General features: G+C 71.9%; 23 protein-coding genes. 19 read left to right on the top strand and 4 right to left on the bottom strand.

The features are described 5' to 3' along the window. The first annotated feature begins 18 nt into the window (after window positions 1-18). The 3 genes from LY12_RS04300 (at window position 19) to LY12_RS04310 (ending at window position 3,071) form a co-directional block, all read left to right on the top strand. Window positions 19-786 carry a GNAT family N-acetyltransferase gene (locus LY12_RS04300; protein ID WP_253853390.1) on the top strand — a complete coding sequence of 256 codons (768 nt, stop codon included), beginning with the start codon at window positions 19-21 and terminating at the stop codon, window positions 784-786. Next, window positions 783-1,760, top strand: coding sequence for a lysophospholipid acyltransferase family protein (locus LY12_RS04305; RefSeq protein WP_253853391.1), 978 nt, complete (start codon window positions 783-785; stop codon window positions 1,758-1,760). Before LY12_RS04300 ends, LY12_RS04305 begins: the two co-directional genes overlap by 4 nt. 234 nt (window positions 1,761-1,994) lie before the next feature. After that, on the top strand, window positions 1,995-3,071 hold the full coding sequence (locus LY12_RS04310) for a Glu/Leu/Phe/Val dehydrogenase dimerization domain-containing protein (RefSeq protein ID WP_253853393.1): 1,077 nt from the start codon (window positions 1,995-1,997) through the stop codon (window positions 3,069-3,071). A gap of 99 nt (window positions 3,072-3,170) precedes the next feature. Here the strand turns inward: LY12_RS04310 and LY12_RS04315 are convergent, their stop codons facing one another. Then, window positions 3,171-4,832, bottom strand: coding sequence for a VanW family protein (locus LY12_RS04315; RefSeq protein WP_253854882.1), 1,662 nt, complete (start codon window positions 4,830-4,832; stop codon window positions 3,171-3,173). Between the two features lie 995 nt (window positions 4,833-5,827). On the opposite strand from LY12_RS04315, the gene LY12_RS04320 reads away from it, so the two are divergent. From LY12_RS04320 to priA, 4 genes are all read left to right on the top strand, one after another. Next, window positions 5,828-6,835, top strand: a complete 1,008-nt coding sequence (locus LY12_RS04320; protein ID WP_253853394.1) for a PHP domain-containing protein — start codon at window positions 5,828-5,830, stop codon at window positions 6,833-6,835. Window positions 6,836-6,929: 94 nt separating this feature from the next. Continuing rightward, window positions 6,930-8,087 (top strand): MFS transporter, encoded by a 1,158-nt coding sequence (locus LY12_RS04325; RefSeq protein ID WP_253853395.1) that lies wholly within the window; start codon window positions 6,930-6,932, stop codon window positions 8,085-8,087. A gap of 9 nt (window positions 8,088-8,096) precedes the next feature. After that, window positions 8,097-8,726 (top strand): imidazole glycerol phosphate synthase subunit HisH, encoded by a 630-nt coding sequence (gene hisH, locus LY12_RS04330; RefSeq protein ID WP_253853396.1) that lies wholly within the window; start codon window positions 8,097-8,099, stop codon window positions 8,724-8,726. Window positions 8,727-8,889: 163 nt separating this feature from the next. Beyond that, on the top strand, window positions 8,890-9,627 hold the full coding sequence (gene priA / locus LY12_RS04335; protein WP_253853398.1) for a bifunctional 1-(5-phosphoribosyl)-5-((5-phosphoribosylamino)methylideneamino)imidazole-4-carboxamide isomerase/phosphoribosylanthranilate isomerase PriA: 738 nt from the start codon (window positions 8,890-8,892) through the stop codon (window positions 9,625-9,627). A gap of 30 nt (window positions 9,628-9,657) precedes the next feature. On the opposite strand, the gene LY12_RS04340 is transcribed toward priA, so the two are convergent. Together LY12_RS04340 and LY12_RS04345 are read right to left on the bottom strand one after the other, a co-directional pair. Further along, window positions 9,658-10,056, bottom strand: a complete 399-nt coding sequence (locus tag LY12_RS04340; RefSeq protein WP_253853400.1) for a PPOX class F420-dependent oxidoreductase — start codon at window positions 10,054-10,056, stop codon at window positions 9,658-9,660. Window positions 10,057-10,065: 9 nt separating this feature from the next. After that, a complete protein-coding gene (locus tag LY12_RS04345; protein ID WP_253853402.1) occupies window positions 10,066-11,838 on the bottom strand; it encodes a hypothetical protein in 1,773 nt (590 codons plus the stop codon). Window positions 11,839-12,151: 313 nt separating this feature from the next. Here LY12_RS04345 and hisF point away from each other — a divergent pair, with 313 nt between their 5' ends. Both hisF and hisI read left to right on the top strand, forming a co-directional pair. Further along, complete coding sequence (gene hisF, locus LY12_RS04350) at window positions 12,152-12,925, top strand: imidazole glycerol phosphate synthase subunit HisF (protein WP_253853404.1); 774 nt, start codon at window positions 12,152-12,154, stop codon at window positions 12,923-12,925. Next, on the top strand, window positions 12,922-13,293 hold the full coding sequence (hisI, locus tag LY12_RS04355) for a phosphoribosyl-AMP cyclohydrolase (protein WP_253853407.1): 372 nt from the start codon (window positions 12,922-12,924) through the stop codon (window positions 13,291-13,293). Before hisF ends, hisI begins: the two co-directional genes overlap by 4 nt. Before the next feature lie 28 nt (window positions 13,294-13,321). Here hisI and LY12_RS04360 read toward each other — a convergent pair whose 3' ends face one another. Then, the gene (locus LY12_RS04360) at window positions 13,322-13,951 is read right to left on the bottom strand and encodes a TetR/AcrR family transcriptional regulator (protein ID WP_253853408.1); all 630 of its coding nucleotides are present in this window, start codon (window positions 13,949-13,951) and stop codon (window positions 13,322-13,324) included. A gap of 74 nt (window positions 13,952-14,025) precedes the next feature. Between LY12_RS04360 and LY12_RS04365 the strand changes: the two genes are divergently transcribed. From LY12_RS04365 to pcaD, 10 genes are all read left to right on the top strand, one after another. Next, window positions 14,026-15,618 carry an anthranilate synthase component I gene (locus tag LY12_RS04365; RefSeq protein ID WP_253853409.1) on the top strand — a complete coding sequence of 531 codons (1,593 nt, stop codon included), beginning with the start codon at window positions 14,026-14,028 and terminating at the stop codon, window positions 15,616-15,618. After that, entirely contained in the window at window positions 15,611-16,381 is a 771-nt protein-coding gene (locus LY12_RS04370) for a Trp biosynthesis-associated membrane protein (RefSeq protein WP_253853410.1), read from the top strand. The genes LY12_RS04365 and LY12_RS04370 overlap by 8 nt, the downstream gene beginning before the upstream one ends. 145 nt (window positions 16,382-16,526) lie before the next feature. After that, entirely contained in the window at window positions 16,527-17,336 is an 810-nt protein-coding gene (gene trpC, locus LY12_RS04375) for an indole-3-glycerol phosphate synthase TrpC (protein ID WP_253853411.1), read from the top strand. A gap of 5 nt (window positions 17,337-17,341) precedes the next feature. Continuing rightward, complete coding sequence (trpB, locus tag LY12_RS04380; protein WP_253853412.1) at window positions 17,342-18,565, top strand: tryptophan synthase subunit beta; 1,224 nt, start codon at window positions 17,342-17,344, stop codon at window positions 18,563-18,565. Beyond that, window positions 18,562-19,347, top strand: a complete 786-nt coding sequence (gene trpA / locus LY12_RS04385; protein WP_253853413.1) for a tryptophan synthase subunit alpha — start codon at window positions 18,562-18,564, stop codon at window positions 19,345-19,347. The genes trpB and trpA overlap by 4 nt, the downstream gene beginning before the upstream one ends. 42 nt (window positions 19,348-19,389) lie before the next feature. Beyond that, on the top strand, window positions 19,390-20,580 hold the full coding sequence (gene lgt / locus LY12_RS04390) for a prolipoprotein diacylglyceryl transferase (RefSeq protein ID WP_253853414.1): 1,191 nt from the start codon (window positions 19,390-19,392) through the stop codon (window positions 20,578-20,580). Between the two features lie 289 nt (window positions 20,581-20,869). After that, window positions 20,870-21,718 (top strand): CoA transferase subunit A, encoded by an 849-nt coding sequence (locus LY12_RS04395; RefSeq protein WP_253853416.1) that lies wholly within the window; start codon window positions 20,870-20,872, stop codon window positions 21,716-21,718. Then, window positions 21,715-22,509 carry a CoA-transferase subunit beta gene (locus tag LY12_RS04400; protein ID WP_253853417.1) on the top strand — a complete coding sequence of 265 codons (795 nt, stop codon included), beginning with the start codon at window positions 21,715-21,717 and terminating at the stop codon, window positions 22,507-22,509. Before LY12_RS04395 ends, LY12_RS04400 begins: the two co-directional genes overlap by 4 nt. Beyond that, window positions 22,506-23,681, top strand: a complete 1,176-nt coding sequence (locus LY12_RS04405; protein WP_253853418.1) for a thiolase family protein — start codon at window positions 22,506-22,508, stop codon at window positions 23,679-23,681. Before LY12_RS04400 ends, LY12_RS04405 begins: the two co-directional genes overlap by 4 nt. A 58-nt stretch (window positions 23,682-23,739) precedes the next feature. Beyond that, a complete protein-coding gene (pcaD, locus tag LY12_RS04410) occupies window positions 23,740-24,507 on the top strand; it encodes a 3-oxoadipate enol-lactonase (protein ID WP_253853419.1) in 768 nt (255 codons plus the stop codon). Window positions 24,508-24,523 lie beyond the last annotated feature (16 nt).

Raw genomic sequence — 24,523 nt, forward strand, 5'->3', positions numbered from 1 at the left:
GGCGCGAGCATCCCTGTCATGACGCGGTCACAGCCCCTGCTCAGTACGGACCGGACGGCGGGCGGTGCGCGGTATTCACTGCGCGTCGCCGCGGGGGAGGACGAGGTGCTCGCCGCACAGCGGCTGCGGCACCGTGTCTTCGCCGAGGAAATGGGCGCGCGGCTCGCACCGGGGCCGGGCGGTCTGGACGTCGATCCGTTCGACGCCTTCTGCGACCACCTCGTGGTCACCGATGACGACACCGGCGCCATCGTCGGTACCTACCGGATGCTGCCACCGGACCGGGCCCGCGAGGCCGGGCAGCTGTACTCCGACACGGAATTCGACCTGACGGCACTGAATCCACTGCGCTGTTCGCTCGTCGAAACCGGACGGTCCTGTGTGGACGCCGGCCATCGCACGGGGGCCGTTGTCAGCCTGGTGTGGGCCGGTATCGCGCGGTACATGCTGCTCTCCGGACACCGATACCTGGCCGGATGCGCCTCGGTTCCGCTGTCCGACGGCGGAGCGGAAGCCGCCGGGGTCTGGGACATCGTGGCCACCAAGCACTTCGCCGACGACGCCCACCGCGTGACACCGCTGCGGCCGTGGCAGTGCGACCAGACCCCCCGTCCCGTGCGTCCCGTACTGCCACCGCTGCTGCGGGGCTACGTCCGCCTGGGTGCCCGGGTCTGCGGTCCGCCCGCACACGACCCGGACTTCGACGTCGCCGACTTCTTCGTCCTGCTGGACCTGCAGCGGGTCGAGCAGCGGTACCTCAAGTACTTCCTGGGGGCTGCGATATGAGCCACCCGTGGATGCCGGTGTCGCCGTGCGGCGACGGCTGCCTCACCCCGGAGGAGGCACGTGTCGGTGCCGTACGGCGGACGCTGCGGCTGACCGGGGCGGTCCTGGTCGTGCTCACGAGCCTGCTACTGGCGCCGGTGCTGGCGATACGGCCCGGCCGTGACCGGCTCCTGCGCGGGCTGCTGCGCGGGCTGCTGGCCGCGCTGGGGATCCGGCTCGTGGTGCGCGGCGAGCTCGCCGGCAGCGGCCGCGGTGCACTCGTGGTCAGCAACCACATCTCGTTCGCCGACATCCTCGGCCTGAACGCGATGCGCCCCATGCGGGCGCTCGCCAAGCGCGAGATCGCCTCGTGGCCGGTGCTGGGACCGCTGGTGTCGCGGGCAGGCACGGTGTTCCTCGACCGTGACCGGTTGTCCGCGCTGCCCGCGGCCGTCGACACAGTGTCCGCGGCCTTGCGCTCCGGTGCGCTGGTCTCCGTCAACCCCGAGGGCACGACGTGGTGCGGTGCGGCGTCCGGCCCGTTCCGTCCTGCGATGTTCCAGGCGGCGATGGATGCGGGCGTACCCGTGCGACCGGTGGCCGTCCGGTACCTGGCAGGCGGCAGGGAGACGACCCGGCCCGCGTTCATCGGCCCCGAATCGCTCGTCGCCTCGCTCCGGCGCACCGTCGCCGTCGCCGACCTGACCCTCGAACTGACAGTGTGCCCCGAGATCGCGCCGGGGCGCGCGGGTGATCGGAGGGAGCTCGCGGGGCTCGCCGACGCGGCCGTCGCCTCGGCGCTCGGCACGGTCACCGTCGCCGGCACGGGCGCGCGGACTCGTCGGGGCGGGCCGGCACCCACTCCGGTTCCGGAAGCGCCCGCGAGTTCCGGGACGGCCGCGAGGACGCCGTCGACCCTTCCGGCGGCAACCCCGCCGACACCCCGGGCCCCGGCGGCGCAGGCGTCGACGGCCGTTGCTCGTCACCGACCGTGACGTCGCTGCCGGCCGCTGCGCCCGGCACCGCATGGCCGCTGGTACCGGCCGCTGCGCGGTGACCCGGGCGAGCGGTCGGCGACGTCCGTCGCTTCCCCCTCGCCTCGACGCGGGGCTATCGTGATCTCGCGCGGTGTGCGCTGCGGCAACCCCGCAGTCGTCGCCGTGGACCACAACCGATCCCGGCGGGCGCCGACCGGCGCCGGGCCGGAACCGACAAAGGAGTCACCACCCGTGACCGACGGTGTATTCGGCCGCGAGAGCGGCCACGAGCAGGTCGTCTACTGTCATGATCGTGCCACCGGACTGAAGGCCATCATCGCGGTGTACTCGACCGCGCTGGGCCCCGCCCTCGGCGGCACCCGTTTCTACCCCTATCCGGACGAGGACGCGGCGCTCGACGACGTGCTGGCCCTGTCGAAGGGGATGGCCTACAAGAACGCGCTTGCCGGGCTCGATCTGGGCGGTGGCAAGGCGGTCATCATCGGTGACCCCGCCACGCTCAAGACGGAGGCGCTGCTGCGTGCCTACGGCCGGTTCATCCAGTCACTGAGCGGTCGGTACATCACCGCGTGCGACGTCGGCACCTACGTGCGCGACATGGACGTCATCGCCCGCGAGACCGGGTTCGTCACCGGCCGCTCACGCGAGGAGGGCGGTGCGGGCGACTCCTCGCAGCTCACGGCGTTCGGTGTCTACCAGGGCATGCGCGCCTCGGCGGAACACGCCTGGGGGAGCCCGGATCTGAAGGGCAAGCGTGTCGGCGTGGAAGGCGTCGGCAAGGTCGGCAAACTGCTCGTCGGGCACCTGGCCGAGGCGGGGGCCGAGATCGTCATCACCGATGTCGACGAGCGGGCCGTCGACCAGGTCCGGGCGGTCCACCCGTCGGTGGACGTCGTCGACGACACCGCCGCACTGGTCGCGTCCGATGTGGACATCTTCGCCCCGTGTGCACTCGGCGGCGTGCTCGACGACGACACCGTGCCCGCCCTGCGCGCAGCCATCGTCTGCGGGGCGGCCAACAACCAGCTCGCCCACCCCGGCGTCGAGAAGCTGTTGCAGGACCGCGGCATCCTGTTCGCCCCCGACTATCTCGTCAACGCGGGCGGCACGATCCAGGTCAGTGACGAGTTGCGCGGTTACGACGCGGACCGGGCCCGGCTCAAGGCGACGTCGCTGTACGACACCGCGAAGGCGGTGTTCGCGCTCGCCGACGAGGAGGGCGTGCCCGCCGTGACCGCCGCCGACCGGCTGGCCGAGCGCCGCATGTCCGAGGTCTCGCACCTGCGGTCGATCCTCACCGTGCGCTGACACCCGCCGAGCCGTGACGAGCGGGCGGCCGGTGTCGAGGGCCGCCCGCTCGTCACGTTCGCCGTCGGACCGTCGTCAGGGCGGCGGCCGCGCCCGGCGTCAGGGCCGGTTGTTCCCGCAGACGATCTTGGGCTGCGGGTTGTACTTCACCGTCCGGGTCTCCTCGTTGACCGCGCCGGACTCGACGTCACGCAGGATCCGCGTGTCCGTCACGGTGAAACCGGGCGCACCGTCGCTCGGCGAGCACTTCTCGCCCCGGGGCCCCTGCTTCTCCTTCGGCTTGACGATGTTCGAGCGGTCGCCGGTGCGGGACTGCACGTCGTACTTCTTCGTGCCCCACAGCTTGATCGTGATGTCGTTCGGCGTCCACTGGGTCTGGATCGCCACGCCGTTCGGCAGGTTGTTGGTGAAGGCCAGGTCGATGACGCTCGCACCGTCCGGTGTCTGGAACACCGTCGCCTCCCGGCCTTCCGGATAGCGGCTGATGTAGTAGCTGTGCTCCTGGTGACCGGCGTCGGTCATGCCCGCGAAGTACGACGCGTTGTACAGCGTGGTCGCGAACTGCGAGATCCCGCCGCCGACGGCCTTGCCCGGCGCGCCGTCCTCGATGATGCCCGCCTCGACGTAGCCCTGCGCCTTGGTGCGCGGACCCGTGTGCTGGTTGAGGCTGAAGGTCTCGCCGGGCTTGATGATGGCGCCGTCGACCTCTTCGGCGACGCGGCGGATGTTCACGCCCGAGTCGGGGGCGAAGCCCCCGGTCGTGAACTCGCCGATGACCTCCTTGACGCCCAGCTGCTTGGCGTCCTTGGTGGTGATCTCGGCCGGTTGCTTGTCGTACTTGGCCGTGATCTCGCGCTCCCCGCCGCGCTTGAGGACGTCCATCAGTGGCTGGAACGTTTCCTTCCACTTGATGCGCTTGCCGTCCTTGGACGGTTTGACCGTGGGCGAACCGCCTTCGAACACGATCTGGGCGTCCCGGCCCTTCTGGACCGTGCTCGACAGCTCCTCCTGGACGCCGGAGGCCATCTTCTTCCGGTCGATCTTCGGCGTGAGCTTGCCGTTCTCGGGCGTGAAGCTCAGCGCCGACGCGATCTCCTCGGGTTCGAGGGTGCCGTCCGCGCCGTCACCCCGTACGAGGACCGGTGCCGACGTCGCCGGTTCGGCGACGTCGCGCAACATCGCCTGCACGTCCTCGGAGCTGACCGACACGGGAGTGCTGCCGACCGGGAGCTCGATCCGCTTGCCGTCGGCCCAGTCCCGCGTGATCACGTTCTCGGCGCCGGTGACGTCGAGCTTCTGGCCGTTCTTCGGCTCGACCGCCTTCGGGGTGGCGCCTTCGAACTCGATCGTGCCCTCCACGGGCTCGCGGTCGACGGTCTCCTGCACCGACACGAGCGCGTTCTCGAGCTGGTTGGGTTCGGTCTCGGTAGCGACGTCGACCTCGCGCTCGGTGAACAGCGACGCGATCCGGCTGAACGGGTTCAGCGGCTGGTCGCCCGCCCGGTCGAGGGTCTCCTGCCAGTCCAGCCGGAGGCCGGCCTGCTGGGGGTCGAACTCGCCGTCGACGTCGCCCGCGCGGTACTGCACCGGCTGCGTCATGCGCGGTTCCAGCTCGGAGCGCAGCTTGTCCTCGGCCTCGGCGCGGTTCATCCCGCCCACCTCGACGCCCGCGACGACGGTTCCACGCGGCACGTCACCCGAGGTGACGAACACGTCGACCACGTAGACGAGCGCCAGCACGCCGATGACGGCGGCGGCCATCAGCAGCGGCTTGCGGGCCTTGCCTGCGAGGCGCTTCCCGGCCGGGTCGGTGCCGGCGGTGCCGTCGTCCTCGGGCGCGGCGCCCCCGGGCTGGGGCGCTCCGCCGGGTCCCGGCGCGGCGCCCTGCGCGGGCAGCGCCGCCGTCAGGTGGTGCGGCGGTGCATCCCCGGTCGGGACGGAGGGGATGTACTGCGTGGTCTCGCTCGCCGTGTCCGGCGGTGCCGTGGCGGGCGAGGTCGTCGCACCCGCCGCCGCGGTGACGACCGTGTCGTCGCCCGAGCCGGCGGCGGGCCCCGGAACCTGCTGCGTGGTCTCCGCGTCCGTCTCGGGCCACGCGATGTGCTGGGTGGCCTCCGCCGCGGTCGGCGGCCGGGCCGCGGCGTGTTCAGGGGTCGTCGCGCCGCCGGGCCCGGCCGAATCCTCCGGTTCACCCGGCCCGGTGACCTGCTCCGCGGAGCCGGACGGGTCCCCGCCGTCCCCGGCTCCCGGGATGAGTTGTGTGCTCTCCGTAGCAGACTCGGTGCTGTCCGTGCCCGATGGTGGGACGGCAGGCAGAATGTCGGTCTGCTCGGTGTGGGATTCGGGCCACTCGTTCGGCTGCGATTCCGAAGGCCCTGGCCACCGAGGTTCCTGCGGCAAAACAACCCCTCCACGCGCTGTGCGTGCAATAACGGACCCCGACTACCGGGTCAAGATACGGCCTGTGCGCACGGGGGTGCGACGCGACCCCCACCGGACCACCGTCGGCCGTTCTCGCAGGCCGGAACGGGTTACGACGGTCGTAGGTCGCACTGGTCCGGATGGCTGACGGCGTAGTCACGCCGGGTGTGGGTGCCGACCGGGTCCGGTGATCGGCAGCGCCGCGTGACAACCGCCGACGTCCACGATAATGGCGCCACCGGATCGTAGTACGCCGACCGCGACCGGCGGCCGGTGAGTCCCACGGCCCGGACGAGTCCCGCGGCCGGGTGAGCCGCCGAACGGCGAGGTGAGCGATGGACCCCGTGAACGTGCTGCGCCAGATCGCCCTGCACCTGGAACGCTCGGGCGAGCCGACCTACCGGGTGCGCGCCTTCCGCAACGCCGCCGCCGTGGCCGCGGACCTGCCCGACGGTGAGCTCGCGCGTCGTGTCGAGACGGGCACGCTGACCGAACTGGCCGGGATCGGGAAGACGACCGCAGGGGTCATCACGGAGGCCGTGCGGGGCAGGGAACCGGCGTACCTGACCGATCTCGAATCGCGCGGTGCCCCCGGCATCCCGGACGGTGGGCCGTTGTATGCCGCTCTGCGCGGGGACTGTCACACCCATTCGGACTGGTCGGACGGGGGCAGCTCGATCGAGGAGATGGCCGAGGCCGCCCGCGCGCTCGGCCACGAGTATCTCGTGCTCACCGACCACTCGCCGCGGCTGACGGTCGCCCGCGGCCTGTCGGCCGATGCGCTCCGCAGGCAGCTCGACGCCGTGGCCGAATGCAGCGAGCGCGTCGCCCCGCTGCGGATCCTCACCGGCATCGAGGTCGACATCCTCGACGACGGCTCCCTCGACCAGGACCCGGATCTGCTGGACCAGCTCGACGTGGTCGTCGCGAGTGTGCATTCGAAGCTGCGGATGCCCGCGGCGGAGATGACCGAGCGGATGCTGACGGCCGTGGCGAACCCGCGGGTGAACATCCTCGGTCATTGCACCGGCAGGCTCGTCACCGGACGGGGCAGGCCCGAGTCGCAGTTCGACGCGGAGGCGGTGTTCGCGGCCTGCCGGCAGTTCGACGTCGCCGTGGAGATCAACTCGCGGCCGGAGCGGCTCGACCCGCCGCGGCGGCTGTTGCGGCTCGCGCAGGAGGCGGGATGCCGGTTCGCCGTCGACACCGACGCGCACGCGCCGGGGCAGCTGTCGTGGCTGCCGTTCGGCTGCGTGCGGGCGAGCGAGTGCGGCGTGACCGCTGACCGGATCGTGAACACCTGGACCGCCGACGAACTGACCTCCTGGGCCGCCCCGCGGTGAGGCCCCGTTGGTGAAGTCCCGCTGGTGAGATCCCGCGCATGTTCCCGGCACCCGCCCCTGGTGGGAACTGTACGCACGTACTAGAACTGTCGCCATGGCTGACGACGCATCCGTGGCTCCCCGCCGCGCCGACTCACCGTGGCGGCACGGGCCGTTCCGGTTGTCGCTCGTCGCGACCGCGCTCGCGTTGACCGGCTTCTCGCTGCTGCTTCCCGTCGTCCCGCTGTGGGCGGTCCGCCAGGGCGCCGGCACGTTCGCCGCGGGCGCCGCCACCGGCGTGTTCATGGCCGCCACGGTCGTCACCCAGCTCGGCACCGGCGTGCTCGTGCGCCGCTACGGCTACCGCACGGCGATCCTCGCGGGCATCGCGTTCCTCGGCGTGCCCACCCCGGTGCTCATCGGATGGAGCTCCCCCGAGGGCATCCTGACGCTCTCGCTGCTGCGTGGTGTCGGGTTCGGCCTGCTGACCGTGTGCGGCAGCGCGCTCATCGCCGAACTTCTGCCACCCGCGGCCGTGCCGCGGGGATCGGGCATCTACGGCCTCGCCACGGGACTGCCACAGCTCATCGGGCTGCCCGCAGGTCCGTGGCTGGCCGAGCACTGGGGTTTCGTCGCGGTGTTCCTGCTCGCGACCGCGCTACCCGCGCTCGCACTCGTACCCGCCGTGTGCCTCCCGCCCGCGCGGCCCACCGCCGAACCGGAACGTGGCGGGGGATTCCTCACGACCGTGCGCGTGACGTGGCGGCCGTGGTTGCCGATGCTCGCCGCCTCGACCGGCCTCGGCGCACTGGCGACGTTCACGCCGATCCTGCTGCTCGCCCCGGAATCGTCGGTCGCGCTGTTTCTCATGCCGCTCGCCACGACCCTGTCGCGCTGGGCCGCGGGCCGGTTCGGCACGCGGTGGACCGGCCGGCTGCTGACCCCGGGCCGGGCGTTGTCCGGTCTCGGCCTCGCCGGGTACGCGGTGTTCGGCGAGAGCGGGCCGGTGTGGCTCGCCGTGACGTCGATGATCGTGTTCGGCATCGGGTTCGGTGCCGTGCAGAACGATTCGCTCGTGTCGATGTTCCAGCGCACCACGGCGGGCAGGGCGAGCATCTCGTGGAACGTGGCGTTCGACGCGGGCCAGGGCCTCGGCGCGGTGGCCGTCGGCGCGATCGTGTCGGCCGCGTCCTACGGCGTGGCTTTCGGGCTGCTCGCGGTGTGGTCGCTGGCGCTGCTGCCGGTGACCGTGGCGCCCCGGCGCGGCGGGTAACCTGGAGCCGTGCCCTCAGTTGTGATTCTCGACTACGGATCAGGCAACCTCCGCAGCGCCGAACGCGCCCTGGCGCGTGCGGGCGCCGACGTCGAGGTGACCGCGGACCCGCAGGCGGCGCTGGAGGCCGACGGGCTGGTCGTGCCGGGGGTCGGCGCGTTCGCCGCGTGCGTGGAGGGGCTGCGGTCGGTGCACGGGGACCGCATCGTCGGCAAGCGCCTCGCCGGTGGCAGGCCCGTGCTGGGCATCTGCGTCGGGATGCAGATCCTGTTCGACCGCGGCGTCGAGCACGGCGTCGAGGCCGCGGGCACGGGGGAGTGGCCCGGCACGGTCGAACGGCTCCACGCCGACGTCCTCCCGCACATGGGCTGGAACACGGTCCGGGCGCCCGAGGGGTCCCGGCTGTTCGACGGCATCGACCCCGCCGAGCGGTTCTACTTCGTGCACTCCTACGCGGTACGGGAATGGACCTTGCAATCGGAGCTCGGCGGCAGCCGGCCACGGGTGACCTGGGCCCACCACGGCGAGGACTTCGTCGCCGCCGTGGAGAACGGCGCCCTGAGCGCGACCCAGTTCCACCCCGAGAAGTCGGGCGACGCCGGGGCGCAGCTGTTGCGCAACTGGCTCACCGCGCTGTAGTCCCGTGCGGCCCGGCGGTGCTGCGATCACTCGTTGTTGTGATCCCTAGTTGCTGTGATCCCTCGTTGTGCGATCCGCGACGTGGGGTCCGTCGGCACCGGTCCTCCGCGGGCACGTGCCCCTGTAGGCCGATCGGCGCAGCCGGGCCTTAGAGTTGGCACCTGTGACGCTGACACTCCTTCCCGCGGTTGATGTCGCCGACGGCCAGGCCGTGCGCCTGGTGCAGGGCGAGGCCGGCACCGAGACGTCCTACGGATCGCCGCTCGAGGCGGCGCTGACCTGGCAGCGCGACGGTGCCGAGTGGGTGCACCTGGTCGACCTGGACGCCGCGTTCGGCAAGGGGTCGAACCGGGAACTGCTGGCCGACGTCGTGGCGAAGCTCGACGCCGCGGTGGAACTCTCGGGCGGCATTCGCGACGACGAGTCGCTGAAGGCCGCGCTCGACACCGGCGCGCGGCGGGTCAACCTGGGCACGGCCGCGCTCGAATCGCCCGACTGGTGCGCGAAGGTCGTGTCGGAGTACGGCGACCGCGTGGCGATCGGCCTGGACGTACGGATCGGCGAGGACGGCTACCGGCTCGCCGCCCGCGGCTGGACACAGGACGGCGGCGACCTCTGGCAGGTCATGGACCGGCTCGACCACGACGGTGCCCAGCGCTACGTCGTGACCGACGTGAGCAAGGACGGCACGCTGCAGGGGCCGAACGTCGGCCTGCTGCGCGAGGTCGCCGCCCGCACCGACGCCGCGATCATCGCCTCCGGCGGGGTGTCCAGTGTGGACGACCTGCGATCGCTGGCTGCGCTCGAACGCGACGGTGTCGAAGGTGCGATCGTCGGCAAGGCGCTCTACGCCCAGGCTTTCACCCTGCCGGAAGCTCTCGCCGCCGTCGCCGCGGTCTGAGCCGCCGCGGAACCCACGTTTTCCGCCGGGCTATCCGGCCAGGGTGACGGCGATACCGACCGTGCGGGACGTGCCGCCGCGGAGTCTGCTGCCCAGCATCGCGAGCCTGCCGAACAGCCCGTACTTCCGGGCGATCGCCTCGCGGGCGCGGGCGCTGCCGGTCTCGTCGAGCACCCTGGCCGTCGCGCGCACGGTGTCGCCGTGGGTCTTCGCGCCGCGGACGTCGCAGGCCGTCACCTCGACGTCCGAACCCGCGCGGATGCGCTTGACCTTGCCCGCGTCGCGTGCGCTGTACAGCACGAGCTCGTCGCCCTCGCGGGCGATCCACACCGGGGTCGGTACCGCCGTGCCCGACCGCCGGAACGTCGTCAGCAGCACGTACTTCTCGGCGCCGAGCCGCTCCAGTTCGCGGCGCTGCAGATCGCTCACGAGGCGAGCCTATTCGGTGGGGCGGCCGCCGGGCGGCGCCGGTCGCAGGGTCGAGCCGACGCCCAGGGTGTCGCCGCACGAACTCGTGGGGGCGACCGAGTAATCGGCGACCCGACCCGCCGTCGCCTGCGCGTAGGCGCGCAGCCGCTCCAGCGTCGCCTGGTCGGGCACCACGTCCCGGCGGACCCAGTCGCCGTCCGGCCATTGATGCCCGGGCTCGGCGAAGATCCGCACGTAGTCGCGGGTGAATCGCGGATCCTCCGTGATGTCACCCTCGCCCGTCCACGGCACGCGGGTGTGGATGAACGTGGGCTGCACCTCACCGAAGACGTAGCGTTTCGTGCCGGCCCTGTCCTCGTTGCGGATCAGGTGCGCGATGCGGATGTCGGTCAGCCCGGCCATGTCGACCAGCCGCAGCCTGCTGGTCATCGACGTGCCGCCGAGATCGGGCAGCAGGAGTGATGCGCGCTCGAGGCCGAGCAGGTCGGCGTAGCCGTTGAACGCGCGGCCGTAACGGTCGGCGACATGGCAGGCCGACAACGTCGGCGCGCGGCGGAAGTCGTAGGCGGCCACCGCGAACGACGATCCACTCGCCACCAGGGAGACCACCATCCCGGTCACGACCACCGCCCGCGCCCCGCCACGCACGCGCCGCACGACCTCCGCGGCGGCCAGTACCGCGGTGAGCGCGCCCAGTACCCAGATCGGCGTGGCGAACCGGAGGTGTCCCATCCAGTCGTCCTCGAGCACGGTGAACGCGACGAGCGCCAACCCCAACGGCACCAGCAGCGCGAAGAGTCCGCGCCGCCACCACGGCGGCCTGGCCAGCAGCATCCCGACGAACACGCAGACGAGCAGGATCGCGGGCGCGCCCGCATAGCCGACGATCTGCCCCGCCTTCGCCAGGTCCGTCGGATACGGAAGGCCCTGCGACTTCGCGATCGACGGCGCCGAGAGCCACTCGCCGAAGGTGATGCGGCGCCACAGGAAGTACGCACCGGTCGCCCCGACGAACGCCGCCACCGACAGTGCGACGTGCCGCACGCTCGCCGACACCGGTCCCGGCGACCGCCGCAGCATTCCCAGCACGACCAGCGGATAGACCCCGCCGTAGATCAGCCCCTCGGGCCGGGTGAGTGCGGCCAGCGCGGCCAGCAGGCCCGCACCGACCGCCAGCCGCCACCGCAGGAGGGCGTCGTCGAGCACGGCCCGGAACACCAGCACCGCCAGCGTCGCGACCAGCAGCCCGTACAGCGCATTCTCCAGTCCGGAGACGACCCAGATCACGAACGACGGTGTCATCGCGAGCAGTCCGCCCACCGCGAGAGTCCCGAGCCAGGGCCGCACGAGCACGCGGGCCAGTGCGGCGTGGCACGCGGTCAGGATGCCGGCGCACAGCACGAGCGCGAGCACCTTCGGCAGCAACACGTAGTCCGGAATCCCGAAGATCGTGCCGTGATCGAACAGGCCGACGAGCCGGGCCAGCGCGAGCAGCAGTGTCCACGTGACGTTGGAGAACCCTTCGACCGGCTGGGCACCGGCCTGGACGACGGGCCCCAGCCCCTCCGAGAAACTGCGCGCGTACGAGAACGAGATCGCCGCGTCGTCGACGATCCAATTGCCGTAGTAGGCGCCGTGTGCGCCGATCATGGCGGTACCCGCGATCACGGCTGCGGCGGCGGGCAGGCGGGCACGCCACCGGGACCGGCCCGCCGTTCCGGACCCGGGCGCCGACGTTTCCTGCGGGCGCGCGGTCTCTGCCGCCGTTCGGGTTGCGACCATTACTCCGTCTGCCGTCACAGTCACGAGATCGTACGCAGGACCGCCGGTCGAGCCGGGGCGACACCGCGCGCGATGATCGCGTCCGACGACGGCGGATCCCTGTTGTGCGGACCGGTTTCCCCGGCATCGCCGCGGTGATGCCCGATCGTCGTCCGCTGCCACCCGAACGGACGCCCTCCGCGCGGGTGGCAGCGGCCCGCCCGTTCCCCTCCGCCGCCCGACCGGACGCGCTCCGCGTTGCCTCCTCGGTGCCGCCGTTCTCCCACCACCGCCCAACCGGACGTGGTCCGCGCGGCTTGCCTAGTCTGGGGGTATGTCCGTTGCAGTGAGGGTGATCCCGTGTCTCGACGTCGATGCGGGACGTGTCGTCAAAGGCGTCAACTTCGTCGACCTGCGTGATGCGGGTGACCCCGTGGAGCTGGCGCGCGCCTACGACGCCGCGGGCGCCGACGAAGTGACGTTCCTCGACGTGACGGCGTCCTCGGGCGACCGTGAGACCACCTACGACGTGGTGCGGCGCACCGCGGAGCAGGTGTTCATCCCGCTCACCGTGGGCGGTGGGGTGCGCAGCACCGACGACGTCGACCGGCTGCTGCGGGCGGGCGCCGACAAGGTCAGCATCAACACGGCGGCGATCGCCCGTCCGGAACTGCTGCGGGAGGCGTCCCAGCGGTTCGGCGCGCAGTGCGTCGTGCTGTCGGTCGATGCCCGCCGGGTGCCCGAAGGGGGAGAGCCGACACCGTCCGGTTTCGAGGTGACCACGCACGGCGGACGGCGGGGAACCGGTATCGACGCCGTGGAATGGGCGCTGCGAGGCGAACAGCTCGGCGTCGGGGAGATCCTGCTGAACTCGATGGACGCCGACGGCACGAAAACCGGGTTCGACCTCGAACTGGTGCGGCTCGTGCGCAAGGCGGTGCGGGTGCCGGTGATCGCCAGCGGCGGCGCGGGCGCGGTCGAGCACTTCCTGCCCGCGGTCGACGCCGGCGCCGACGCGGTGCTGGCGGCCAGCGTGTTCCACTTCGGGGAGTTCACGATCGGCGACGTCAAGGCGGCCCTGAAGGCCGGAAACGTGGAGGTCCGGTGAGCGGGGAGGGAACGGGCCTGGACCCGGCCGTCGCGGGCAGGCTCAAACGGGGTGCCGACGGGCTGGTGTGCGCCGTGGTCGTCGACCACGCGACGTCGGACGTGCTCATGGTGGCGTGGATGGACGACGAGGCGCTCGCGCGTACCCTCACGACGCGCCGCGCCACCTACTTCTCGCGGAGCAGGCAGCAACTGTGGGTCAAGGGCGAGACCTCGGGCAACGTCCAGCACGTGCGCGAGGTCCGGCTGGACTGCGACGCCGACACCCTGCTGGTGCGGGTCGACCAGACCGGCCCGGCCTGCCACACCGGCGCGCGGACGTGTTTCGACGCCGACCTCCTGCTGGCCGACGACCCGCAGCCGGACTGATTCCGCAGGTGACCCGCGCGGCCGCGGATCACGGCCCTTCGAGGTCGCCGGTGAGGTAGCGCTGGAGCGTCGGGGCGACCGCCGCGACGACCGTGTCCGGGTCGGCGGAACTGAGCGGTTCGAACCGGGCGACGTAGCGTGCCATGCCGAGGCCGATCACCTGGCTGGCGCACAGCGATGCGCGCAGCTCGGGGCGGTCGGTGGCCGCAGCCGCCACGACCGGTCCGATCACCTTGGCGACCAGGACACCGCGGAGCGTCTCCAGCGCCTCGGGGCTGCTGGTCACGCTCCGGATCACCGCGGTGAAGCGGTCGCCGCCCGCGCCGTCCCAGAGACCGACGAAGGTGCGGACGATGCCCTCGCCGAGGCGGTCGTGGCCGTAGGAGGTGACGCTGGCGACCACGTCGGCGAGGTCGAACGGCACCTGCAGCACGGCCTCGGCGAACAGCTGGTCCTTGCCGCCGAACCAGTGGTTGACCATGGCGGCGTCCACGCCCGCGCGGGTGGCGATCGCCCGCACGGTCGCTCCGGCGAACCCGCCGTCGGCGAACTCGGCGCGGGCGGCCTCCAACAGCGCGGTGCGCGTGTCCTCCCCGGCGGGTCTGCGGCCGCGGCGCCGGGATCCGTCGTCGGCGGTGCGGTGGGGTGTGCTGGTCACCCCGCCATCATCGCTGATCCGCGGGCCGCGATCCCACCGCCGGGCCCGGTGGGCAGCGACGGCACAATGAACCCATGGTCACTGCCCATTCCGTCGAGGCCGCCCGTGCCGGCCTGGGCGCTGTCACGCCGACGGCCTCGGAGTTCCGCGAACTCGCCGAGGACCGGCGCGTGATCCCGGTCGTCCGCCGCGTGCTCGCGGACGCCGACACGCCCGTCGCCCTGTACCGCAAACTCGCCGAGGACCGCCCCGGCACGTTCCTGCTCGAATCGGCGGAGAACGGCGAGTCGTGGTCGCGATGGTCGTTCATCGGCGTGCACAGCCCGTCGGCACTGACCGTGCGCGACGGCGAGGCGGTGTGGACGGGAACTCCGGTGGCCGGCCTGCCCTCGGGCGGCGACCCGCTGGCGGTGCTGCGCGAGACGCTCGAGACGCTGCACACCGAGCCACTGCCCGGGATGCCACCGCTCACCGGCGGCATGGTCGGCTACATCGGTTACGACGCGGTGCGCTGGCTCGAACGGCTGCCCGAGATCGCCGAGAAGGATCTCGACATCCCCGAGGTGACGATGCTGCTGGCGACCGACCTGGCGGCGTTCGACCACCACGAGGGCACGGTCACGCTCATCGCCAACGCGGTGAACTGGGACGACAGCCCCGAACGGGTCGAAGCCGCCTACGAGGACGCGGTCCGCAGGCTCGACGCCATGACCGCCCGGCTCGCCGCGCCCGCGCCCGCCACCAACGCGGTGTTCGACCGGCCCGTGCCCGAGTTCGACCGGGCGCGCAGCAAGGACGACTTCCATGCGGCCGTCGAGGCGGCGAAGGAAGCCATCCACGCGGGCGAGGCGTTCCAGGTGGTGCCGTCGCAGCGGTTCGAACTGCGCACCGGCGCCGACGCGCTGGACATCTACCGGGTGCTGCGCACCTCGAACCCGAGCCCGTACATGTACCTGCTGCGTCTCGACGGCTTCGACATCGTCGGGTCGAGCCCCGAGTCGCTCGTGACGGTGCGCGACGGCAAGGCGACGACGCACCCCATCGCCGGCACCCGTTGGCGCGGCGCGGATCCGGAGGAGGACGCCCAGCTCGCCAAGGGGCTGCTCGCCGACGAGAAGGAGCGGGCCGAGCACCTGATGCTGGTCGATCTCGGCCGCAACGACCTCGGCAAGGTGTGCAAGCCCGGCTCGGTGCAGGTGGTCGACTTCTTCGCGATCGAGCGCTACAGCCACGTCATGCACATCGTGTCGACCGTGACCGGTGAGCTCGCCGACGACGCGGCGGCGATCGACGCCGTCGCCGCGTGCTTCCCCGCAGGCACGCTCTCCGGCGCGCCGAAGGTGCGCGCGATGGAGCTCATCGAACGACTCGAACCGACCCGGCGCGGGCTGTACGGCGGTGTCGTGGGCTACCTCGACTTCGCGGGCGACGCCGACACGGCGATCGCGATCCGCACGGCCCTCGTGCGCGACGGGGTGGCCTACGTCCAGGCGGGCGGCGGGGTCGTCGCCGACTCCGAACCCGACTACGAGGACAACGAGGCCCTGAACAAGGCCCGCACCGTGTTGTCGGCCGTCGCGGCGGCCGGCACGCTGCGGCCTGCGGGTATCTCCTCACCCGGGCCGGTGCCTTCGCCCACCGGCACGACGGGCGACGACGGTGTCTGACCACGAGACCGGTGCGCACGGTGCCGGGGAGCACCCCGGTACCGGTGGCGGCGCCGGGACAGGAGAGACCGTCGGGGCAGGAGAGACCGTCGGGGCAGGAGAGACCGCAGCGGAGGGCAAGCGATCCCTGTGGACGGTCGTGGTCGTGCTGCTCCTCGGCGCGGGCGCGCTCTGGGGCGCATCGGGCCTGGTGTGGCTGGAGGTGCCGGAGGGCCGCACGGTCGACGGAAGGCTGGCCGACGACTTCACCGGTGGTGAGCTGGTCCAGTGGCCGGTGCCGATCGCGCTGCTGGCGCTGGCTGCCGTCGCCGCGGCGCTCGCCCTGCGCGGTGTGGCACGGCGGGCTCTGGGCGTGCTGCTGGCCGTCGTGGGTGCGTGGACCGGGTACCTGGCGCTGGCGGGCGACACCCGCGACATCGCCTGGTCCGGCTGGGCTCCCGGTTACGACGGCCGCACGGCCGAGCCGGCGTGGACGTTCTGGGGTCCCGCGGCCGCCGTCGCCGGCGGCGCCTGCATCGCGCTGGCGGGTGCGGTGTTGGCGTGGCGCGGGCACCGGATGGCACGCATGGGCGCGAAGTATGCCGCCCCCGGAGAGCGCAAAGCGGCGACGGACCCCGACGTCGAACTGTGGGACGCACTGTCGGAGGGTGACGATCCGACCGACTCCGCGCCCGCGCCGGGCGACGGGACCGCGTCCGGTGAGGAGGTCGGGCCGGGTGGGCCGGCGGGCCCCGATCGGCCGCGCGACGGCGGGCCCGAGTGAAACCCGTGGTGGGTCGGGCTGTTTCCGACCCGCTGCCCGGTCTGGACGAGCCCGCGGGTTAGCATCGGTTGAGCGGGAAGGGGAAGGTTTTTGTGAGCCACCTTGCGAGTGAATCAACGGCCCCGGCACCCGGTGAGGTCGGCCGGTGAGCGTTCTCGAGGACATCGTCGCGGGCGTACGGGCCGACCTGGCCGAGCGTGAGTCGGCGCTGCCGTTCGACGAGTTGAAGAAGCGTGCCGCGGAGGCTCCCGCGCCACGGGACGTCATGGGCTCGCTGCAGGAATCGGGCATCGGCGTGATCGCCGAGGTCAAGCGGAAGAGCCCGTCGAAGGGCGACCTTGCCGCGATCCACGATCCTGCCGTGCTGGCCAAGGATTACGAGGACGCGGGCGCGCGCGTCATCAGCGTGCTCACCGAGCAGCGCCGGTTCGGCGGGTCGCTGGCGGATCTCGACGCCGTGCGGGCCGCCGTGGACGTGCCGATCCTGCGCAAGGACTTCGTCGTCAGCCCCTACCAGGTGCACGAGGCCCGGCTGCACGGCGCCGACATGGTGCTGCTCATCGTGGCCGCCCTCGAGCAGAACGCGCTCGCCGCGCTGCTCGACCGCGTCGAGTCGCTGGGCATGACCGCGCTCGTCGAGGTCCACAACGCCGAGGAGTGTGACCGCGCGCTGGAGGCGGGCGCGTCCGTCATCGGCATCAACGCCCGCGATCTGCACACCCTGGAGGTCGACCGGGACGTCTTCGCGCGGCTCGCGCCCGGGCTGCCGATGGGGACGTTCAAGATCGCCGAGTCCGGGGTCCGCGGTCCCGGAGACCTGATGGCCTACGCGGGCCACGGCGCCGACGCGGTGCTGGTCGGCGAGGGACTCGTGAGTACCGACGACCCGAAGGCGGCACTGGTGCAGCTCGTCACCGCGGGGTCCCATCCCGCCTGTCCGCGTCCGAGCCGGTGACCGGCATGGCCGACACCGCTCCGCAGCCGTCGCCGCACGACCCGGACGCCCGCGGTCACTTCGGTGACTACGGCGGCCGGTTCCTGCCCGAGGCGCTCATGGGCGCGCTGGACGAACTCGCCGCCGAGTACGACAAGGCGCAGCACGATCCGGAGTTCACCGCCGAGTTCCAGCGGCTGCTCTCCGGCTACGCGGGCAGGCCGTCGCTGCTGACCGAGGCGCCCCGGTTCGCCGAGCACGCCGGTGGTGCGCGGATCTTCCTCAAGCGTGAGGACCTCAACCACACCGGCTCCCACAAGATCAACAACGTGCTCGGTCAGGCGTTGCTGACCAAGCGGATGGGCAAGAAGCGCGTCATCGCCGAGACCGGAGCCGGTCAGCACGGCGTCGCCACGGCGACCGCGTGTGCCCTGCTCGACCTCGACTGCGTCGTGTACATGGGCGAGGTCGACACCGAACGGCAGGCGCTCAACGTGGCCCGCATGCGGCTGCTCGGCGCCGAGGTCGTTCCGGTGGCGACCGGTTCGCGCACGCTGAAGGACGCCATCAACGAAGCGCTGCGCGACTGGGTCACCAACGTCGACACCACGCACTACCTGCTGGGCACCGCCGCCGGTGCGCACCCGTTCCCGGTGATGGTGCGGAACTTCCACAAGGTCATCGGGCAGGAGGCCCGCGAGCAGATCCTGGAGCGGACGGGCCGGCTGCCGGACGTCGTCGCCGCCTGTGTCGGCGGCGGGTCCAACGCGATCGGCATCTTCCACGGCTTCCTCGACGACACCGACGTCAGGCTGGTCGGCCTCGAACCCGGTGGCAAGGGACTCGAGTCCGGCGAGCACGGCGCGACCCTGACGCAGGGCACGCCGGGCACGCTGCACGGCGCCCTGTCCTACCTGCTGCAGGACGACGACGGGCAGACGATCGAGGCCTACTCGATCTCGGCGGGCCTCGACTATCCGGGCGTCGGCCCGGAACACTCCCACCTCAAGGACGTGGGCCGCGCCGAGTACCGCGCCGTCACCGACGACGAGGCCATGGATGCCTTCCAGTTGCTGTCGAAGACCGAGGGCATCATTCCCGCGGTCGAATCCGCGCACGCGCTCGCGGGCGCGCTGCAGCTCGGCCGGGAACTGGGCCCGGACGGCGTGATCGTGGTCAGCCTGTCCGGCCGCGGCGACAAGGACGTCGACACCGCCGCCCGGTACTTCAACCTCGTGGAGGGCGTGTGAGCCGCATCGACGAGCTGTTCGCGCAGACCCGCGGCGAGGGCCGCGGCGCGCTGATCGGCTATCTGCCCGCGGGGTACCCGACGGTCGCCGAGTCCAAGGACCTGCTCGCCGCGACCGTCGACGCCGGCGCGGATCTGGTCGAGGTCGGGTTCCCGTACTCGGACCCCGTCATGGACGGTCCCACCATCCAGGCCGCCGCCGACACGGCTCTCCGCAACGGTTTCCGCCTCAAGGACCTGTTCGAGGTCGTCGAATCGGTCGCCGACCGCGGCGGGCGTGCGGTCGTGATGACGTACTGGAACCCCGTGTTCCACTACGGCGTCGACGCGTTCGCCCGCGACCTCGCCGCCGCGGGCGGACTCGGATTGATCACGCCGGACCTCACCCCGGACGAGGGATCCGAGTGGATCGCCGCATCGGACGCCCACGGGCTGGATCGCATCTTCCTCGTCGCACCGTCGTCGTCGGACGAGCGCATCGCGCTGACCACCGCGGCCGCGAGCGGGTTCGTCTACGCCACGGCGGTGATGGGTGTGACCGGTGCCCGCGATTCCGTGGGAGCCGCGGCGCAGGGACTCGTGAACCGCACCCGCGCGCACACCGACCTGCCGGTCGGCGTGGGGCTGGGCGTGCGTTCCGGGGACCAGGCCGCCGAGGTGTCGTCGTTCGCCGACGGCGTCATCGTCGGGTCTGCGCTGGTGACGAAGGCCGGCGAGGGCACCGACGCGGTCGCTTCGCTGACCAAGGAGCTGGCCGAGGGCGTGCGCCGGCCACGTGCGTGACGCGGTCGAGCCCGGCCGGGTACGCCACGTTACGGTGACCCTGTGAGTATCGCCTCTTCTGCCTTCCTCGCCACCATTCCCAGTCCGGATCGTGGCGTCTGGGAGATCGGCCCGTTCTCGCTGCGGGCGTATGCACTCTGCATCATCGTCGGCATCGTCGTCGCGATCTGGCTCGGCGAGCGCCGCTGGCAGGCGCGGGGCGGTACCAAGGGCACGATCATCGACATCGCGGTGTGGGCCGCGCCGATGGGCCTCATCGGTGGTCGGCTCTACCACGTCATCACCGACAACCAGTTGTACTTCGGTGAGGGCCGCGATCCGGTCCGCGCGCTGTACATCTGGGAAGGCGGACTCGGCATCTGGGGCGCGATCGCCCTGGGCGCGGTCGGCGCATGGATCGCCTGCCGCCGCAGAGGAATCCCGCTGCCTGCCGTCGCCGACGCCGTCGCGCCCGGCATCGTCATCGCGCAAGCCGTCGGCCGCCTCGGGAATTACTTCAACCAGGAACTCTACGGCGGGCCCACGGATCTGCCGTGGGGGCTGGAGATCTATCGGCGGGTGTCGCCGGACAATCCGGCCGTCGAGGATCCGCTCGGCGGCGTGGCGATCAACGACGTGCCGGTCGAGGTCGTGCACCCGACGTTCCTGTACGAGCTGTTGTGGAACCTCGGCGTCGCGCTGCTGATCATCTGGCTCGACCGTAGGCTGCGGCTCGGCCACGGCCGGGTGTTCGCCCTGTATGTCGCGGGATACACGGCGGGCCGGTTCTGGATCGAGATCATGCGTACCGACCCGGCCAACGAGATCCTCGGCCAGCGCGTCAACGTGTGGGTGTCCGTGCTCGTGTTCCTCGGCGCGGTGGTGTACTTCGTCCTGGCACGAGCCAAGGGGCCGCGGGAGGAGCCGGAGACGCTGCGCAGCCCGGACGACCCGGACTATCCGGACTCCGGTGACGGCGGCGCAGCCGGATCGCCGTCCGGCACCGCGGAATCCGACACTGCCGAGTCCGGGACTGCTGCGTCCGGCGACGGTGATGCCGGCACCGGTGACGCCGAGGCAGGCGGACCGGCGACACGACCGGGATCGGCGTCGTCCGATGTGGACACCGGCGACGACGGTGCCGCGACCGAGAACACCGCGTCGACCGAGAACACTGCGTCAGCCGAGTCGGCCCCGGCTGCGGGCGACCCGGGTGCCGGAGGTCCGCCGGAGAAGCCCGGCAGCAGCACCTGAGATCCGGTTCTTCAGCGACGCCCCCGCGGCCCACATGCGGCCCGCGGGGGCGTTGTCGTGCGCGGGGGAGGTGCGCTGGGGTCGGCCCGCGTCGTCGTGTGTTGACGGGATGTTTCACCGCCACGTATGTTCATATGAAGAACATACGTGCGTCATACGAACGCACGGTAGGAGAAGGCGCTACGAACGACGGCGAGGCTCGGCGTGGGCCGCGTGCACGGGCCGGGCGTACGTGCGACGACCACGGCGGTGACAGTCCGCCGGTATCGGGTGAACGAGGTGGCAGAAGGTGGCTGACATCGTGTCGCTGACCGACGGGGTCGGCGAACTGGTGCGCGACGGCGACGTCGTCGCGCTCGAAGGATTCACGCACCTGATCCCGCACGCGGCGGGGCGGGAGATCATCCGGCAGGGGCGGAAGGACCTCACCCTGGTCCGCATGACGCCGGACATCGTGTACGACCAGCTCATCGGTGCGGGCTGTGCGCGGAAGCTGATCTTCTCGTGGGGCGGCAACCCGGGCGTCGGTTCGCTGCACCGGTTCCGCGACGCGGTGCAGCACGCGTGGCCGGTGCCGCTGGAGATCGAGGAGCACAGTCACGCGGGCATGGCCAACCGGTACGTCGCCGGCGCCTCAGGCCTGCCGTTCGCGGTGCTGCGCGGGTACCGCGGTACGGACCTGCCCGAGCACACCGCCACGATCAAGTGGATCACGTGCCCGTTCACCGGCGAGGAGCTCGCGGCGGTGCCTGCGCTCAATCCGGACGTGTCGATCATCCACGCACAGCGCGCCGACCGTGCCGGGAACGTGCAGATGTGGGGCCTGGTCGGCGTGCAGAAGGAGGCCGTGCTGGCAGCCGGGCGCAGTCTCGTGACGGTCGAGGAGGTCGTCGACGAACTCGAACCGGTCGTCGGGCAGGTCGTGCTGCCGCACTGGGCCGTCACCGCCGTGGCCGAGGCTCCGCGCGGCGCGCACCCGTCGTACGCCCAGGGCTACTACGAACGCGACAACGACTACTACAAGTACTGGGACTCCATCGGGCGCGACCGCGAGACCTTCCGCGGCTGGGTCCGCGACGAGGTGCTCGCCGAGGGGTCCGCGACCGAGGCGACCGGCGACAAGGAGGGTGTGCGATGACCCCGGCCGTATCCACGACCGCTGCGTCCGGCGCGCAGCCGGACTACACGTCCGACGAGATGATGTCGATCGCCGCGGCCCGCGCGCTGGAGGACGGTAAACGCTGCTTCGTCGGCATCGGCCTGCCGTCGACGGCGGCGAACGTGGCACGCCGGACCCATGCCCCCGGCCTCGTGCTGATCTACGAATCCGGCACGCTCGGGTCCAAACCGGACGTGCTGCCGTCGTCGATCGGTGACGGGGTGCTGGCCGAGACCGCCGACGCGGTGATCGGCGTTCCCGAGGTGTTCAACTACTGGCTGCAGCCGGGGCGCATCGACGTCGGATTCCTCGGGGCCGCGCAGCTGGACAGGTTCGGCAACATCAACACGACGGTCATCGGTGACGACTACGCCGACCCGAAGGTACGACTGCCCGGCGCGGGCGGTGCCCCGGAGATCGCCGCATCGTGCCGGGAAGTCTTCGTCGTGGTGCGCCAGAGCGCCCGCAGTTTCGTCGAGAAGGTCGACTTCGTGACCTCGGTCGGTCACGGTTCGGGCAAGGGCGACCGGGAGGCGCTCGGCCTGCCGGGTGCGGGCCCGACGCTGGTGATCACCGACCTCGGCGTGCTCCGGCCGGACCCGGAGACGGCCGAGCTCGTGCTCACTCAGCTGCACCCCGGGGTGGCGGTCGACGACGTGCGTGCGGCGACCGGATGGGAGCTGCGGGTGTCCGACGAGCTGACCCGTACCGAGGCGCCGACCGCGGCCGAACTGTCCACATTGCGCACGCTCAAGGAGGCCTCGCAGTGACCGACGTCTTCGTTCTCGACGCCGTCCGCACTCCGTTCGGCAAGTACGCCGGAGCGCTCGCGGGAATCCGGCCCGACGATCTGGCCGCGCACGTGCTGTCGGCGCTGCAGGAGCGCAGTGGCCTCGATCCGGCGACGGTCGACGAGGTGCTTCTCGGCGACGCCAACCAGGCGGGTGAGGACAATCGCAACGTGGCGCGCATGGCCGCGCTGCTCGCAGGCTGGCCGACGTCCGTTCCCGGCAGCACCGTCAACCGGCTGTGCGGCTCCGGTGTCGACGCCGCGATGCAGGCGAGCCGGACCATCGCCGTCGGGGACGCGTCCCTGGCCGTGGCGGGCGGTGTCGAATCCATGAGCAGGGCGCCGTGGGTCCTGCAGAAGCCCGAGAAGGCGTTCCCCGCGGGGAACCAGCAACTGCACTCGACCACGCTCGGCTGGCGGATGGTGAATCCGCGGATGCCGGAGCGGTGGACGGTGTCGCTCGGCGAGTCGACCGAACGCGTCGCCGAGCAGTACGGGATCTCGCGGGAGGCGCAGGACGAGTTCGCCGTCCGGAGTCACGTGAACGCGGCGAAGGCGTGGGAAGAGGGCTTCTACGACACGCACGTCGTCCCGGTTCCCGGCGCCGAGGTGACCAGGGACGAGGGTATCCGCTCGGACTCCACTGTGGACAAGCTGGCGAAGCTGAAACCGGCGTTCCGCGCGGCGGGCACGATCACCGCGGGCAACGCATCACCGCTCAACGACGGTGCGTCCGCGCTGCTGCTCGGCGACCGGGCGGGAGCGGACCGGGTCGGCGCCACGCCGTTGGCCCGCATCGCAGGACGCGGCGCGGCGGGCGTGGACCCGGACGTGTTCGGCATCGGCCCGGTGCGTGCCGCCGAGATCGCGTTGCAGCGGGCCGGCATCGGCTGGGGCGACCTGGCCGCGGTGGAACTCAACGAGGCCTTCGCCGCACAATCGCTGGCGTGCCTGGCGGACTGGCCCGAACTCGACCCGGACATCGTCAACGTCAACGGCGGCGCCATCGCCATCGGCCACCCCCTCGGCGCCTCGGGTGGCCGGATCCTCGGCACGCTCGCCCACGAGTTGCGGCGCCGCGGCGGCGGGTACGGTCTGGCCGCGATCTGCATCGGCGTCGGGCAGGGCCTGGCCGTCGTGCTCGAGGCCTGACACCGACGTGCCCGGGCAGGTTCCCGGGTGCACGGGAGTAGACAGCGAGGGAGAACACATGCAGGTGCACAGTGTGGTCGACGGCCCGGCCGACGGCGACGTCGTCGTCCTGTCCGGGTCGATCGGGTCCAACCTGACGATGTGGGAGCCGCAGGTCGAGCCGCTGGTCAGGGAGGGTTACCGCGTCGTGCGGTACGACCAGCGCGGGCACGGCCGCACCGCCGTCCCGGCCGGGGACGCGACCATGGCCGACCTCGGCGGTGACGTGCTCGAACTGCTCGACGCGCTCGGCGTGGACCGGGCCCATGTCGTCGGACTGTCACTCGGCGGCATGACGGGGATGTGGCTCGGCATCCACGCGCCCGAACGACTGCGCAGCCTCGTCCTGTGCTGCACGTCGGCGAAACTGGGCACGCCGGAGTCGTGGCTCGAACGCGGCCGCACCGCCCGGGAGCAAGGCATGACGGCGATCGCCGACGGCAGTATCGAACGCTGGTTCACCCCGGACTGGCTGGCCTCCCACCCGCAGGAACGGCGCGAGTACCACCACATGACGGCGGCGACCCCCGCGGCAGGGTACGCCGCGTGCTGCCACGCCATCGCGACGATGGACCTGGTCGGCGGGCTGCCGTCGATCCCGGTGCCGACCCTGGTGGTCGCGGGCGCCGACGATCCGGCGACGCCGCCGGAGGGCCACGGCAGCGTCATCGCCGACGCCGTGCCGGACGCGCGGCTCGAGGTCGTGCCCGGTGCCGCGCATCTCGGCAACGTCGAACAGCCGGAACGGTTCACCGAGCTGATCACCACGCACCTCGCGAAGGCGTGAGGCTCCCCGGCTAGGT

Origin of the sequence: Prauserella alba (assembly GCF_024171735.1) — a bacterium.
Lineage (GTDB): Bacteria > Actinomycetota > Actinomycetes > Mycobacteriales > Pseudonocardiaceae > Prauserella > Prauserella alba.